Source organism: Nocardiopsis mangrovi (genome assembly GCF_042653925.1).
In the GTDB taxonomy this organism is placed as follows: Bacteria; Actinomycetota; Actinomycetes; order Streptosporangiales; family Streptosporangiaceae; genus Nocardiopsis_B; species Nocardiopsis_B mangrovi.
On the sequence record NZ_JBHSFQ010000019.1, the window covers coordinates 16827 to 30630 of the forward strand.

At 74.6% G+C, this 13804-nt stretch carries 13 protein-coding genes; 8 read left to right on the forward strand and 5 right to left on the reverse strand.

Annotated features, from left to right (window positions below; all coding sequences use genetic code 11):
• Positions 1-64 precede the first annotated feature (64 nt).
• Positions 65-634 (forward strand): cysteine dioxygenase, encoded by a 570-nt coding sequence (locus ACFO4E_RS18705; protein ID WP_378576556.1) that lies wholly within the window; start codon positions 65-67, stop codon positions 632-634.
• Positions 631-1032, forward strand: a complete 402-nt coding sequence (locus ACFO4E_RS18710; protein ID WP_378576558.1) for a rhodanese-like domain-containing protein — start codon at positions 631-633, stop codon at positions 1030-1032. The genes ACFO4E_RS18705 and ACFO4E_RS18710 overlap by 4 nt, the downstream gene beginning before the upstream one ends.
• 559 nt (positions 1033-1591) lie before the next feature.
• Here the strand turns inward: ACFO4E_RS18710 and ACFO4E_RS18715 are convergent.
• From ACFO4E_RS18715 to ACFO4E_RS18730, 4 genes are all read right to left on the reverse strand, one after another.
• Positions 1592-2125: a winged helix-turn-helix domain-containing protein gene (locus ACFO4E_RS18715; RefSeq protein WP_378576560.1), complete on the reverse strand. Its 534-nt coding sequence runs from the start codon at positions 2123-2125 to the stop codon at positions 1592-1594.
• Between the two features lie 510 nt (positions 2126-2635).
• Positions 2636-3652, reverse strand: coding sequence for an ABC transporter substrate-binding protein (locus ACFO4E_RS18720; RefSeq protein ID WP_378576562.1), 1017 nt, complete (start codon positions 3650-3652; stop codon positions 2636-2638).
• Positions 3649-4542, reverse strand: a complete 894-nt coding sequence (locus ACFO4E_RS18725; RefSeq protein ID WP_378576564.1) for an ABC transporter permease — start codon at positions 4540-4542, stop codon at positions 3649-3651. Before ACFO4E_RS18725 ends, ACFO4E_RS18720 begins: the two co-directional genes overlap by 4 nt.
• A complete protein-coding gene (locus ACFO4E_RS18730; protein WP_378576566.1) occupies positions 4526-5380 on the reverse strand; it encodes an ABC transporter ATP-binding protein in 855 nt (284 codons plus the stop codon). Before ACFO4E_RS18730 ends, ACFO4E_RS18725 begins: the two co-directional genes overlap by 17 nt.
• A 252-nt stretch (positions 5381-5632) precedes the next feature.
• Here ACFO4E_RS18730 and ACFO4E_RS18735 point away from each other — a divergent pair, with 252 nt between their 5' ends.
• The 6 genes from ACFO4E_RS18735 to ACFO4E_RS18760 all read left to right on the forward strand — a co-directional run bounded on the left by ACFO4E_RS18735 (position 5633) and on the right by ACFO4E_RS18760 (position 11745).
• Complete coding sequence (locus ACFO4E_RS18735) at positions 5633-6646, forward strand: tripartite tricarboxylate transporter substrate binding protein (protein ID WP_378576568.1); 1014 nt, start codon at positions 5633-5635, stop codon at positions 6644-6646.
• A complete protein-coding gene (locus ACFO4E_RS18740) occupies positions 6643-7245 on the forward strand; it encodes a tripartite tricarboxylate transporter TctB family protein (RefSeq protein ID WP_378576570.1) in 603 nt (200 codons plus the stop codon). Before ACFO4E_RS18735 ends, ACFO4E_RS18740 begins: the two co-directional genes overlap by 4 nt.
• Positions 7246-7264: 19 nt before the next feature.
• Positions 7265-8788, forward strand: a complete 1524-nt coding sequence (locus ACFO4E_RS18745; protein ID WP_378576572.1) for a tripartite tricarboxylate transporter permease — start codon at positions 7265-7267, stop codon at positions 8786-8788.
• A 166-nt stretch (positions 8789-8954) separates the two neighbouring features.
• Positions 8955-10112, forward strand: coding sequence for an LLM class flavin-dependent oxidoreductase (locus tag ACFO4E_RS18750; protein WP_378576574.1), 1158 nt, complete (start codon positions 8955-8957; stop codon positions 10110-10112).
• Positions 10109-10360 (forward strand): hypothetical protein, encoded by a 252-nt coding sequence (locus ACFO4E_RS18755; RefSeq protein ID WP_378576576.1) that lies wholly within the window; start codon positions 10109-10111, stop codon positions 10358-10360. The genes ACFO4E_RS18750 and ACFO4E_RS18755 overlap by 4 nt, the downstream gene beginning before the upstream one ends.
• The gene (locus tag ACFO4E_RS18760) at positions 10357-11745 is read left to right on the forward strand and encodes an NtaA/DmoA family FMN-dependent monooxygenase (protein ID WP_378576578.1); all 1389 of its coding nucleotides are present in this window, start codon (positions 10357-10359) and stop codon (positions 11743-11745) included. Before ACFO4E_RS18755 ends, ACFO4E_RS18760 begins: the two co-directional genes overlap by 4 nt.
• Before the next feature lie 75 nt (positions 11746-11820).
• On the opposite strand, the gene ACFO4E_RS18765 is transcribed toward ACFO4E_RS18760, so the two are convergent.
• On the reverse strand, positions 11821-13752 hold the full coding sequence (locus ACFO4E_RS18765; protein ID WP_378576580.1) for an FAD/NAD(P)-binding protein: 1932 nt from the start codon (positions 13750-13752) through the stop codon (positions 11821-11823).
• Positions 13753-13804: the final 52 nt, after the last annotated feature.

The following is a 13804-nucleotide window of genomic DNA, read 5'->3' on the forward strand; positions in this document are numbered from 1 at the left end:
TGAACGGTGTCACCGGCGGACCGCGTGAGACCGTCCTGACCAGCATCGAACCGGAAAGACGCCCATGACCATCGACCACAGCCCCGTCCTCGCGACGGCGCCCACCCCGCTGACGCTCGACCGGCTCGTCGAGCTGACCGCCACCACCGCCGAGGAGGTCCGGCGCGGGCTGCACGAGATCCGCTTCGACGCGGAGAACCGCTGGTCGGTGCGGCTCCGCGGCGACGCCTACGCCGACGTCTGGCTCATCAGCTGGACCCCCGACCAGTCCACCGCGCTCCACGACCACGCGGGGTCGCTGGGCGCGCTGACGGTCGTCAGCGGGAGCCTGACCGAACGCTACTGGGCGGCCGGCCTGCACGAGCGCCCGCTGTCCGGCGGAGGCGGCGCCGCCTTCCCCCTCGGCCACGTCCACGACGTCGTGAACCTCACCGCCGCCCCCGCGGTGACCGTGCACGCCTACTCGCCGCCCCTGACCGCGATGTCGTACTACCGGGTCGACGGCACCGGGGCCCTGACCCGCACGCACAGCATCCTCACCCACGAACCGGAGCCCGGGACCGTCGTCCTCGACGACGTCCCCACCCGTGACGGCGCGCAGCGACCGGCACCGGCGGCGGGCGGCGCGCGATGAGCGCGATCGACGCGCTGCTGGAGCGCAGCCGCGCCCGGCTCGACCGGGTCGGCCCCGAACAGGCCCGCGCCGAGGCGGCGGCCGGCGCGCTGCTGGTCGACACCCGACCGGCCGCCTACCGGCGCGCCGAGGGCGTCGTGCCCGGCGCGGTCGTCATCGAGCGCAACGTCCTGGAATGGCGGCTCGACCCGACCAGCCCGGACCGCATCGCCGAGGCCGGCGACCCCGGCCGCCGCATCATCGTGTTCTGCAACGAGGGCTACGCCTCCAGCCTCGCCGCGGCCCAGCTCCGCGACCTGGGGCTCACCCGCGCGACCGACCTCATCGGCGGCTTCCGCGCCTGGGCCGCGGCAGGCCTGCCCACCGAGCCGGCGCCGCCCGGCGACGACCCGGCCTGACGGCGCCGCCCGCTCCGGCGGTCGGGCCGGGGCGGGCGCTCCGCCGAGCGCCCGCACGGAGCCGCGCAGCCGGAGCGGCGGCGCTCCGGGTGTTCGGGGCGCGCAGCGGGTTCGGGGTGTCCGCCGGGCCGCTCGGCCGCGGAGGCGCACCCCGTGGCACCCGGATCACACCCTCCGTGTTTCGATCACGTCTTCATGTCATGGATGTGCCGGGGCGCCGCTCGCGCCCGGGTCGGGGCGTCGGGGCCGGGGCCGGGGCCGGTGGCGGTGCACGCCGCCCGGCGCAGGGGGCGTGTGCGCACTGGCGGACCATGCCGCGGGCCGCCTGCCCGGTGGCCGGGCTCCTGTTCCCGGTCCGGTTCCGTGCCCGGCCTGCGTGCGCGCCGTTCCGGCGGTGTCGGATCCGACGCGGAAGCGCGAGGCGAAAGGGGGGTCGTCGCGCGCTTCCGCGGCGGCGGATCGACGGCGGTGCCGAACCGGTGCCCGGCATGGTCGGCATCGGCGGGCCGCGGTGCCGTGGCTCGCGGCCGGGCCGGTCGCCCCGTCCGGTGTCGCGGCCTCAGATCCGCTGGTAGACGTAGCCCACCCGGCGGACCGTGGAGAGGCGGTTGCGCAGGGGGCCGAGCTTGCGGCGGAGCCGGTGGATGTGCACGTCGATCGTCCGGGTCTGGAGGTCGCCGGCCGTCCCCCACACGCTCTCCAGGAGCTCGGTGCGGGAGAACACCCGGCCCGGGGCCGATGCCAGCCGGTCGAGCAGCCGGAACTCCTGGTAGGTCATGTCGATGGGCGCGCCCCGGGCGGTGACCCGCCAGGTGGCGCGGTCGATGACGAGGTCGTCGGCCGGATCGTCGTCCTCGTCGAAGGGGGAGGGCGCCCCCGGGGCCGGGGCGCCATCGGCGTCCACGACGCGTCCGACCACGATCATCAGCTTTCCGTCGTCCTCCAGCGGGACGACGCCGAGGAGCGTCTCGGATTCGTCCGAGAGCGGCAGGTCGGCAAGGGGGAGGTCGGCGGTGGTCCCGGCGGCCGCGTGGGGCGGCGGAACCACCGCGAGGCGGCGAAGGGCCGGGTGTTCGCTACGTCGGGTGAGCATGGTCTTAATCATGCGAGATAAACTCGATTAAGTCTACCTATTTAGTAGGATTAAATCCGTGACCCATCCGACGCGGCGGCTGAGCGGGGCCGCGATGCGGCGGCGGAGCCCCGGCCCTGTTCTCCCACCGAGCGCATCTCGATCCGGCGCGGCTACCTCTACTACCTCTACCTCTACCTCGCCGCGCTCGCGATCCACCGGCGCTGCCCGCCGGCGGCGGATGTTCCCGCCGGGGCCGGGCCGACGGGGGTGTCGCAACGGCGCCGCCGGACGAGGCGACCCGCCCGGCAGGGGATTCATGGCCCCGATCCTGCGCGGCCGCCGCACACGACCATGGCCCGCCCGGTCGGTGTCCTGGTACCGCACGGCGCACTTCGGCGATCGCGATGAGGTGGTCCGCCCCGAGCGGGAGCGGACCGGGAACCCCGGCCCCGACGGGTCGGGGCCGGGGAACGGCCGGGGCGGCGGGCCCCGGTCGGGGCCCGCCGCCCGGTGCCCCCACCGGGCCGGCTAGCCGCCCTGCTCCTCGGCGACCGTATCGAAGACCAGGTCCCGCCAGTCCTCCGGCCCGGCGTCGATCTCGCCGATCTCGGCCATGAACGCGCCCAGGTCCTCCAGCCCCTGGGGGGTGGTGGTGAACTCGATGCCGTCGCGGGTGAGGTAGTCCTCGTACCGCTCCGGGTCGATCTCGCCGTCCTCGGCCTCGGAGAGGATGCGGGCGGCCTCGCCCGGGTCGTCGGCGATCAGCTCGTTGGCGCGGGCGACATTGGCGTGGACGGCCTCGATCACCTCGGGGTTCTGCTCCGCGTACTCCTCCAGCGCCACCACAACGTTGAACCCGTGCGGGCCGCCGAACACGTCGTAGCTGTCCAGCAGCACCCGCGCGCCCTCCTCCTCGGCCTGGTACTGGAACGGCGGCGAGGTGACGGCCGCCGCGATCTGCCCGCTGATCAGCGCCTGGAGCGCGTCGGGGTGCGGCATGGCCACCAGGTTGGCGGTGAACCGGTCGGCGTCGCCGAACTCCTCCCGCGCGGCGCGCGCCAGCACCATGGACTGGATGGACCCGGGCTGGGGCGAGGAGATCCGGTCCGCGTCGGTGATGTCGGCGAGGCTCTGGATGCGCTCGTCGATCGCCACCATCCACAGCGGCATGTTGTTGAGACCGGTGACGATCCGCCACGGAACGCCGGCGTCCCAGCCCAGGAGGTAGGGGGCCAGGCCGCTGGTCCCCGCCTGGAGGCTGCCGCCGAGCAGGCCGTCGCGGCTGGCGGACCCGCCGCTGAGGATCTGCCAGCTCACGGTGTGGCCGGGCAGGTCCTCGTCCAGCCAGCCCTGTGCCTCGATGATGGTGAGCGGGGCGTAACTGATCCCGTGCCCGCTGGCGATGGCGACCTCGCCGGTCGACCCGGCCGCTCCCTCGCCGTTCGAGCACGCCGCGAGGGGCCCGATCACCGCCGCCCCGGCCAGCAGGCCCAGCCCGCCCCGCAGCACATCCCGCCGCCCGGGGCCGGTGGTCGTCGTACTCAAATGGTCGCTCCTTCTTTCATGCCCCAGCGCACCACTGTGCGCCGTTCGAGCAGGGTGAACAGCAGGTCCAGCGCGATCCCGATCAGGGCGATCGTCACCAGGCCCGCGAAGACGCCGGGGATGTCCAGGTAGTAGCGGGCCTCATTGATGAAGAAGCCCAGCCCGCCCTGTGCTCCGGCCACGCCGAAGACCAGCTCGGCGGCGATGATCGTGCGCCAGCCGAACGCCCAGCCGGTCTTGACCCCGGCGATGGCGTGCGGCAGAGCGGCGGGCAGCCGCACGTCGCGGATGAGCCGCCAGCCGCGCAGGCCCAGGCTGCGGCCGACCATGAGCGTCGTGGCGGGCACCGTCCGGAAGCCGGTGCCGACGTTCACCGCCATCGGCCACAGCACGGCGTTGGCCACGACGAACACCAGGGCGGTCTCGTTGAGGCCGAACCAGAGCATCGCCAGCGGCAGCACCGCGACCGACGGCAGCGGGTTGATCATGGCGGTGAGCAGGGAGAGCAGGTCGTCGCCGAACCGGGTGCCGACCGCCAGCGCGGTGAGCAGCAGGGCCAGCGCCATCCCGATCGCCATCCCCAGACCCAGCAGCCGCAGGGTGGTCAGCGTCGGTCCCACGAGCGCCCCGCCGGTCCAGCCCTCGGCGAAGGCCGCCGCGACGTCCAGAGGGCCGGCGAACACCAGCGGGCTGACGCCGGCGGCGGTCACGTAGCCCTGCCATGCCGCGACGAGCGCCACCAGCAGCGCGGTGCGCCGCAGCCAGGTGGGCAGGCGCGACCACGGGCCGGGGCGGTCGGCGCGGCCGTGCCCGCTGGTCCGCCCGGAGGGGGCCGCCGGGGCGGGGGCGGCCGGGGGCCCGGCGACGGCGGTCTCAGTCGACGGCGGCATGGCGCGGCTCCTCTGCGTCGTCGGGGGCGTGGTGCGGCCCGGCTGCGTCATCGGCGGCCAGCAGGGCGCGCAGCCGCCGCCGGGCCTCGATGAACTCCTCGCTGTCGGGGCGCTCGACCCCGGTGACTCCGACGATGTCGCGGACCCGCGAGGGGCGTCCGCCGAGCACCACCACGCGGTCGCCGAGCAGGACCGCCTCGTCGATGCTGTGGGTGACGAAGAGGATGGTGACGTCGGTGCGCCGCGCCCGTTCGGACAGCTCCCGCTGGAGCCGGTCCCGCGTCTGGGCGTCCAGCGACCCGAACGGCTCGTCCATCAGCAGCATGAGCGGGGAGAGGGCGAACGCCCGCGCGATGGCGACCCGCTGCTTCATCCCGCCGGAGAGCTGGTGGGGGTAGCGGTCCAGCGCGTGGCCGAGCCCCATCAGCTCCACGTGCTCGCGCGCCCGTTCGCGCGCCTCGGCGCGCGGGGTCCCGGTGGCCCGCAGCGCGTAGGCCACGTTGCCCAGCACGGTGCGCCAGGGGAAGAGCTGGTCGAGCTCCTGGAAGACGACGGCCCGGTCGGGGCCGGGCGTCAGATCGGCGCGCCCGTTGAACGTGATGCGCCCGGCATCGGGCCGGAGGAACCCCGCCACCGCCTTCAGCAGCGTGGACTTCCCGCACCCAGAGGGCCCGAGGAGCATGGTCGTCTCCCCCCGCTGCACCTCGAAGTCGGCGCCCTCCACGGCCGGCACGTAGCCGCCCGGCCGGCGGTAGCCGATGGCCACCCCCTCCAGCCGCAGCAGCGGCCCGCCGCCGTCCGCTTCCGCGCCGCCGTCCGCGGGATCCCCGATACCCACCCGGCACCTCCCTCCTGGTCGATCAAAACTAACCAAACCAGTAAAACATACCTATTAAGTGGGTAATAGGTGCGGATCGTGCCCCTGGAGCGGAGTCCGGGTCGGCGGATCAGATGATACGTAGAAGGTATCGGTTTATGCCTATTTCGACTTGGACATGCATGGATCAATCCTCCTATGCTGCCACTCACCCACCCGGGTGACCGTTTTCACATCCCCGGGGCGGTGGGTGCGACACACGAGGAGGACCCCATGACCGGACTGCCGAACAGGCGACGCGCTGTACCCGCGCGCACGGTGCCCGCCCTGACGGCGCTGGTGCTCCTGGCCGCCACAGGCTGCGGCGGAAACCTGTCCGGAGGCGGTGCGGGGGAGTTCCCCAGTGGGCCGATCACCCTCGTTGTGGGGGCGGAACCCGGCGGGAGCACCGACCTGATCGCCCGCGCCCTGGCCGAGGGGGCCGACGACGACCTCGGCGTCGCCATCCCGGTGGTCAACACCCCCGGCGCCAACGGCGCGCTCGCGGCCAACGAGGTCGCGGGCCAGGACCCGGACGGCCACAACCTGCTCATCCTCAACGCCTCCCTGACCTCGATCACCCCCCTGGCGGTGTCGGAGGAGGAGGCCGTCAGCGTCGGCGACTTCGAGGTCATCACCGGGATCTCCCGCGACGACTACGTGCTCGTCGTGCCGGCCTCATCGGACATCGACACCCTCGACGACCTCGTCGACCAGGGGGAGGACCTGACGTTCGGCAGCACCGGCGTGGGGACCGGCAGCCAGCTGGCCCAGGAGCTGCTCTTCCAGCAGGCCGAGGTCTCGGCGACCCACGTCCCCTTCGACGGCGGCGCGCCCACCCTGACGGCCGTCCTGGGCGGGCAGGTCGACGTGGCCGCCGTCCAGCTCGGCGAGGCCAAGGAGCAGGTCGAAGCGGGTGAGCTGATCCCCCTGGCCACCTTCGCCGAGGAACGCAGCGAGCACATGCCCGATGTCCCCACCGCCGTCGAGTCGGGCTACGACGTGCTCGTCTCCCAGTACCGGGCGGTCGCCGCGCCGAAGGACACGCCCGACGAGGTCCTGGAGAGCCTGCGCTCGGCGTTCGGCACGGCGTTCGAGACCGAGGCGTACCGGTCGTTCAACGAGGACAACCTCTTCAGCGCCCACGAAGTGGAGCCCGAGCAGCTGGTCGAGGAGTGGGACGGCTACCGCGAGGACTACGCCGCCATGGTGGAGGAGTACGGCATCGAACTGGGGGAGGAGCAGTGAGGGCCCCCTGGCTCAGGCGCGCGGAGGAGAGCGCGCCGGCCGCCTCCCCGCCCGGCGCGCCCGAGCCCGGGGGGGAGCCCGAACCGGGCGCGCCCGCCGCCTCCGGGCCGGACGGCGGCGCCGGCACCCCGGACGGCACCGACGAGCACGACGCCCCGGCGCCGCTCGGAACGGCGGCCAACATCGGGGTCGGGATCGCGGTCGTCGCCCTGGGCGCCGCCGGCATGGCCGGCGCCTGGGCGCTGGGGCCGGGGGAACCCGCCCGCCCCGGGGCCGGCACCTGGCCCCTGATGGTGAGCGCGGCGACGGCGGCCCTGGGGGTCGCGCTGCTGTTCATGGCGGGACGCACCCGTGACACCGAGGCGTTCTCCGCCGCGTCCTGGAAGGTCCTGGCGGGCCTGGCCACCATGGTCGGGTTCGTCGCCGTGATCGGTGTGATCGGGTTCGAGATCCCCTCGGCCCTGCTGGCCTTCGTGTGGCTGCGCTTCCTCGGCGGCGAGTCCTGGCGGCTGTCGGCGGTGGCGTCGGTCCTCATCGTGGTCGCCTTCTACGTGGTCTTCGTGGGCCTGCTGGCCGTGCCGATCCCCCACCTCTTCTAGGAAGCTTAGGAAGCTGCCGATGGACTCCCTGGCCTCCATGGTCGACGGGTTCGGTGTCGTCCTCGAACCCACCAACCTCCTCTACTGCCTGATCGGCGTCGTCATCGGGATGCTGGTCGGGGTGCTCCCCGGCCTCGGGCCGGCGGCCACGATCGCGATCCTGCTCCCGATCACCTTCGGGATCGAGCCCGTGACGGCCATCATCATGCTCTCGGGCATCTTCTACGGGGCGCAGTACGGGGGCACCATCACCTCGGTCCTGCTGCGCCTGCCCGGGGAAGCGTCATCGGTGGTGACGGTCTTCGACGGGCACGCGCTGGCCCGCCAGGGGCGGGCGGGGACGGCGCTGGGGATCGCGGCCATCGGCTCCTTCGTGGGCGGCACCGCGTCGATCGTGGCGCTGTCCCTGGTGGCCCCCCTCGTCGCGGGCTTCGCGCTGGACTTCGGCCCCGCCGAGTACACCGCGCTGGCCCTGCTCGGGATCCTGCTGGTCGCGACGGTGGGCAACGGCGGGCGGGTCAAGGCGATCGTCGCCGCCTGCCTGGGGCTGCTCCTGGCGACCGTGGGCCGCGACACCTTCTCCGGGGCCGAGCGCTTCACCTTCGACTCGCTGTCCCTGTCCGACGGCATCGACTTCGTGCCGATCGCGATGGGCATCTTCGGCATCGGCGAGATCCTGCACAACCTGGAGGAGCGGCACCGGGCGGCCGCCGCCCCCGCCAAGGTCGCCAACACCTGGCCCTCCCGCGCGGACCTGCGGCAGTCGGCCGGAGCGATCGGCCGGGGATCGGTGCTGGGCTTCGTACTGGGCATCCTGCCGGGCGGCGGCGCCACCCTGTCCTCGCTGGCCGCCTACGCCCTGGAGAAGCGCCGCTCCCGCACGCCCGAACGGTTCGGCCGCGGGGCGATCGAGGGCGTGGCCGCACCCGAGACGGCCAACAACGCCGCCGCCACATCGTCGTTCATCCCGCTTCTCACGCTCGGCATCCCCGCCAACGCCACGATGGCGATGATCTTCGGCGCCCTGCTCATCCAGGGCGTGGCGCCCGGCCCGCAGCTGGTGTCCCAGGAGCCGGAGCTGTTCTGGGGCGTCATCAACTCGATGTACATCGGCAACGTCCTGCTGCTGATCATGAGCATCCCCCTCGTGGGGCTGTTCGTGAAGATCCTGCGCGTGCGGCCGGCGATCCTCGCCCCGATCACCGTGCTGATCACCCTGGTGGGCGTCTACACCGTGCGCAACAACGTCTTCGACATCGTCCTGGTGATCGTCTTCGGCCTGCTCGGCTACCTGATGAAGAAGTTCGGCTTCGAGCCCGGGCCGCTGGTCCTCGCCTTCGTGCTGGGCTCGCTGCTGGAGAGCTCCCTGCGCCGGTCGCTGCTCGTCTTCGACGGCGACCCGACGGGCTTCGTGACCCGCCCGATCTCCGGGACGCTGTTCCTGCTCCTCGCCGCCGTCATCATCGTGCCGATCGTGCGCGGGTTCCTGCGCCGCGGCCGCGAGGCCGAGAAGGCGCCGGCGCGGGAGGACGCGCCCGTGTAACAGGGCCGCGGGCCGGCACCGATCGCGGGGCCGGGACCGGGAGGTCGACCACAGGGGAATATTGGTAATCCAGATCGGTTTAGTAGGTTAAAGCTCTTCTGGACACCACCCCCTGTGACGACACGGCCGCCCGCGGCTCGGCGAGGCGGCCGAGGGAAGAGGAACCGTGCCCCCGAATCCGGCATCCCCGCCCGCCTCCCTGCACATCGGCGCCGCCATCGACGGCGCCGGGGCGCACCCCGCCGCCTGGCGCGTCGCCCCCGCCCGCCCCGCCGACCTGTTCACCACCGCCCACTACGCCGCCGCCGCGCGGGAGGCCGAGCGCGGCGCGCTCGACTTCGTCACCCTGGACGACTCCCTCGCCCTCCAGAGCGGCCGCGCCGACCGGGTCCGCGGGCGCCTCGACGCCCTGCTCACGCTCACCGCCGTCGCCCCCCTGACCTCCCGGATCGGCCTCGTGCCGACCGTGACCACCACCCACACCGAGCCCTTCCACGTCGCCAAGGCCGTCGCCACCCTCGACTTCGCCAGCCTCGGCCGCGCGGGCTGGCGGGTGCAGATCTCGCCCACCGAGGCCGAGGCGCGCCACATCGGCCGCCGCCCCGCCGTCCCCGCCGCCGTGCTGTGGGACGAGGCCGCCGCGGTCGCCGACGTCGCCGCCCGGCTCTGGGACAGCTGGGACGACGACGCCGAGATCCGCGACGCCGCCACCGGCCGCTTCATCGACCGCGACCGGCTCCACTACGTCGACTTCACCGGCCCCGGATGGTCGGTCAAGGGCCCCTCCATCACCCCGCGCCCGCCCCAGGGCCACCCCCTGGTCGTGGTCCGCGCCGACGACGACGCGGCCCTGGCCGCGGCCGCCGCGCACGCCGACGCCGTCCTCATCGCCCGCCCCGACCCCCAGTCCGCCGCCATCGCCCGCGCCCGCGTCCGCGCCGAGGTCCGCCAGGCCGGACGGTCGCCCGACGACGTGGCCGTGCTCGCCGACGCGACCGTGCTCCTCGACACCGACGGCGCCGCCGCCCGCGACCGGCGCGACCGGCTCGACGCCCTGGCCGGCGCCCCCGGGCCCGCCGCCGGGCTGGACTTCACCGGCACCCCCGCCGACCTCGCCCGCACCCTCGCGCAATGGGCGGAGCGCGGGGCCGCCGACGGCTTCACCGTCCACCCCGCGGTCCTGCCAGAGGACCTCACCGCCTTCGTCGACCACGTCGTCCCCCTCCTGCGCGGCGACGGGCTGTTCCGCGCCGCCTATACCGCCGATACCCTGCGCGGCCATTTCGGCCTGCCGCGCCCCGCCGGCCACTTCGCACGGACGTGAGCCGCCCGGCCGGGCCGCCCCCGCCGGCCCTCGCGGCGGCCTGTGTCGCCCTCGCCGCCCGCGCCGCCGGCTGGCTGTGCCCCGACCCGCTGCCCGCCGGCGCCCGTTCCGGCGAGGCGTGCGCCCACAGCGCCGAGCTGGGACTCGCGCTCGGCGTCGGCCCGCCGCCCGCACCCGCCCCGCCTTCCGGCCGCGAGCCCGCGGCCCCGGTCCCCACCGGTACCGAACAGGAGACCGCCCGATCATGACCGCAGCCCCCCACAAGCAGATCCGCCTGGCCGCCCACTTCCCCGGCGTCAACAACACCACCGTGTGGAGCGACCCCGCCGCGGGCAGCCAGATCGACTTCGCCTCCTTCACCCACCTCGCCCGCACCGCCGAGCGCGGCCTGATGGACTTCCTCTTCCTCGCCGAAGGGCTCCGGCTGCGCGAGCACCAGGGGCTGATCCACGACCTGGACGTCGTCGGGCGCCCAGACACCCTCGCGGTCCTCGCCGGGGTCGCGTCGGTCACCACCCGCCTGGGCCTGGCCGGCACGCTCAGCGCGACCTTCAACGAGCCCTACGAGCTGGCCCGCCAACTCGCCACGCTCGACCACCTCAGCGGCGGGCGCGCCGCCTGGAACGTCGTCACCTCCCCGGACGCCTTCACCGGGGAGAACTTCCGCCGCGGCGGCTACCTCGACCACGCCGACCGCTACGAGCGGGCCGCCGCCTTCGTCGCCGCGGCCCGGGAGCTGTGGGACAGCTGGGACGCCGATGCGCTGCCCGGCGACCGCGGGGCCGGGGTGTTCGCCCGCGACGAGGGCATCGGCCGCATCGCCCGCAGGGACCGGTTCTTCGACATCGAGGGGGAGTTCACCGTCCCCCGCTCGCCCCAGGGCCACCCCGTGGTCATCCAGGCGGGCGACTCCGCCGACGGCCGCGATTTCGCCGCCTCCGCCGCCGACGTCATCTTCTCCCGGCACGGCGGACTCGACGCCGGCCGCGCCTTCTACGCCGACGTGAAGTCGCGCCTGGCCGCCTACGGCCGCGGCCCCGACGACCTGGTCATCATGCCCGCGGTCACCTTCGCCATCGGCGACACCGAGGAGGATGCCCGCGAACGCGCCCTGGCCATCCGCTACCAGCAGGTCAGCGGGCAGACCGCCCTGCGGTTCCTGGAGCAGGTGTGGGGCCGCGACCTGTCCGCCTACGACCCGGAGGGCCCCCTGCCCGACGTCGACCCCGATCCCGACAACATCTCCATCACGCGCGGCCGCGTCCGGCACACCAAGGACCCCGTCGGCCTGGCGCGCGAGTGGCGGGAACTGGCGGACGCCCGCAAGCTGAGCATCCGCGACCTGATCGTCGAGACCACCGCCCGCCAGACCTTCGTGGGCACCCCCGAACAGGTCGCCGACGCGCTCGACGAGCACGTCCGCGCCGGGGCCTGCGACGGGTTCGTGCTGGTCCCGCACATCACACCGCACGGTCTCGACGACTTCGTCGACCGCGTCGTCCCGGTGCTCCAGGAGCGGGGCGCCTTCCGCTCCGAGTACACCGGGTCCACCCTGCGCGAGAATCTCGGGCTGGCCCCCGCGGGAGCCGCCGGGGCCCGCCGGCGCGGCTCCGCCGACCCGGGCGCCGCCTGACGCCCGCCGCTCCGCGCGTGCGCCGTCCCGCCGCCCCCGCGGCGGCGGAGCGGCCCTGCGGGCTGGGACGGGCGGCTACCCGCCCACCGCCTGCCGCAGCGCCGCGCGGGCGATCGCGTCGTTCTGCCGGAAGAAGCCCGCGTTGGTCCGGGGCCGGGAGAAGCCGCCCGACCCCACCCCTCCGGCGACCATGATGCCCGCGCCGAACCGCGCCGGGTGGACACTGCCGTCGGCGCGGCGCAGCCGCTGGTCGGCGGGGTCGGCATCGATGAGGCCGGTGCGGTGCGCGGTCCCGGTCGCGGGGTCGGTCCGGACGCGCTCGGTGATCTCGCCGCGCCCGGCCAGCCGGGCGAGCAGGGGGTCGGCCGTGCGGGCCAGCGACCGGCGGGGCAGCCGGGCGTCGACCAGTGCGCGGGCCCGCACCTCGCCCGGCGCTGACGGGGACGCGGCGCGGAACCCGTCGTCGTGCGCCACCACCTCGGTGTCGGCGCCCAGGAACCGCACCACGCCCGCGCGCGCCAGCGCCAGGAGCTCTTCCAGGCGCGGCCCCGGCGGGCCGCTCGCGAGGTAGCTGAAGAAGCCGAGGAACTCCGGGACGTCCCGTTCCTCCGATCCGGGCGCGATCCGCCCGGCCGCCAGGAGCTCGGCCAGGACCCCGAACACCGACAGCAGGCCGTGGAAGACGGCGAGGTCGCCGCTGTACCGCTGGTCGCGGCGGCGTCGCAGGTCGGCGTCGATGTAGGCGTGCAGCCACGCCTGGAGCGCGTCGGCGTCGGCGAAGCGCAGGCCGGCCAGCGGCCGGTCCAGCCGGTCGGGGTCGAAGCGGTCGGCGTCGTCGGGGACCGCCTCGGCGATGAGCGCCTTGATGCCGGGCCCCGCCCAGTCGACGGCGTCCAGCTCGGCCAGGAACCGCTCCGGGGCCATCGCCAGCCGTTCGGGGTGGGAGGCCGCGAGTTCGCGGTAGGTCGCGTCGGCCAGTTCGCGCAGGATCAACGGGCGCAGGTCGTCGGCGATGTCGAGCGGGCGGTCGCCGAGCGCGGCCACGGCGCCGGCGTGGAAGTGGCGGGGCAGCGCCGGCCGCTCGCCCGGCAGCGAGTAGTGGATCTTGGAGTGGTAGGGCACGCCGCGCCGCGACCCCGCGTGGATCACCGGCTCGCGGCCTGACGGGAGGTAGCGCAGTCCGCCGTCGGGGCCGCGTTCGAACCGCCCGCCGCGCCCGGAGGTGAGCAGCACCATGGCGTCGATGAAGGCGAGCCCCAGGCCGCGCACGATCACCGGCTCGCCGGGCCGGATCGCGTCCAGGCCGATATCGGCGGTGGAGGCCGTGGGCACGTAGGCCAGGCCGTGGGCCGCGGCGTGGGCGGCCAGCCGCTCCTCCGCCGGGTCGGGCCGGACGGCGATGTTGCCTTGGGCGAAGAGCACCGTGTCGGCGTCGATGGCGGATCCGTCGGCGAGGAGCACGCGCTGCCGGCCGCCGGGCAGGTCGCGGACGTCGGTGGCCGCGGTCGCGTGCGTGTGGACGCCGAAGCCGGGCGGCGCCTGGGCGGCGACGTGCCGGTACACCCAGGCCAGGTAGTCGCTCTGGAGCCGGCGGGTGGCGAACCACCCGGGGTGCACGCGGGCGGCCTCGGCCAGGGACGCCGGGTGCGGGCGGAATCCGGGCGGCAGGTCGAGGCGCCCGGCGGCGGCGTCGTTCGCCCAGGTGTCCAGGCCGGGGCCGGGGACGATGGGCCCCTCGCAGGCCACGGTGGAGTCGGTGAACATCGTGCAGTCGGCCGCGGTGGTGTTCATCCACAGCAGCGGCGACTGCCGGTGCCGCCAGATGCGCCCGCCGCCGGGCGGGTACGGGTCGACGAGGTGCACGTCCGCGCGGGCGCCGGGGAGGATGTGGGGGGCGTTGGCGATGAGGCGTTCGAGCAGTGAGGTACCGCGCGGTCCCGCCCCGATGATCGCGATGACCGGATCGAGGGGCCGGGGAGCGGACGGCGGCTGGGGGTGGAGGGTCACACGGAGAACGTATTTCCCACTAAACAGGTAGTCAATAGAGGTAATAGAGCGC

Bases quoted from the DNA above. Each gene is read 5' to 3' on its own strand.
- ACFO4E_RS18705 (WP_378576556.1), top strand. From the start codon at position 65: ATGACCATCGACCACAGCCCCGTCCTCGCGACGGCGCCCACCCCGCTG.
- ACFO4E_RS18710 (WP_378576558.1), top strand. From the start codon at position 631: ATGAGCGCGATCGACGCGCTGCTGGAGCGCAGCCGCGCCCGGCTCGAC.
- ACFO4E_RS18715 (WP_378576560.1), bottom strand. From the start codon at position 2,125: ATGCTCACCCGACGTAGCGAACACCCGGCCCTTCGCCGCCTCGCGGTG.
- ACFO4E_RS18725 (WP_378576564.1), bottom strand. From the start codon at position 4,542: ATGCCGCCGTCGACTGAGACCGCCGTCGCCGGGCCCCCGGCCGCCCCC.
- ACFO4E_RS18735 (WP_378576568.1), top strand. From the start codon at position 5,633: ATGACCGGACTGCCGAACAGGCGACGCGCTGTACCCGCGCGCACGGTG.
- ACFO4E_RS18745 (WP_378576572.1), top strand. From the start codon at position 7,265: ATGGACTCCCTGGCCTCCATGGTCGACGGGTTCGGTGTCGTCCTCGAA.
- ACFO4E_RS18760 (WP_378576578.1), top strand. From the start codon at position 10,357: ATGACCGCAGCCCCCCACAAGCAGATCCGCCTGGCCGCCCACTTCCCC.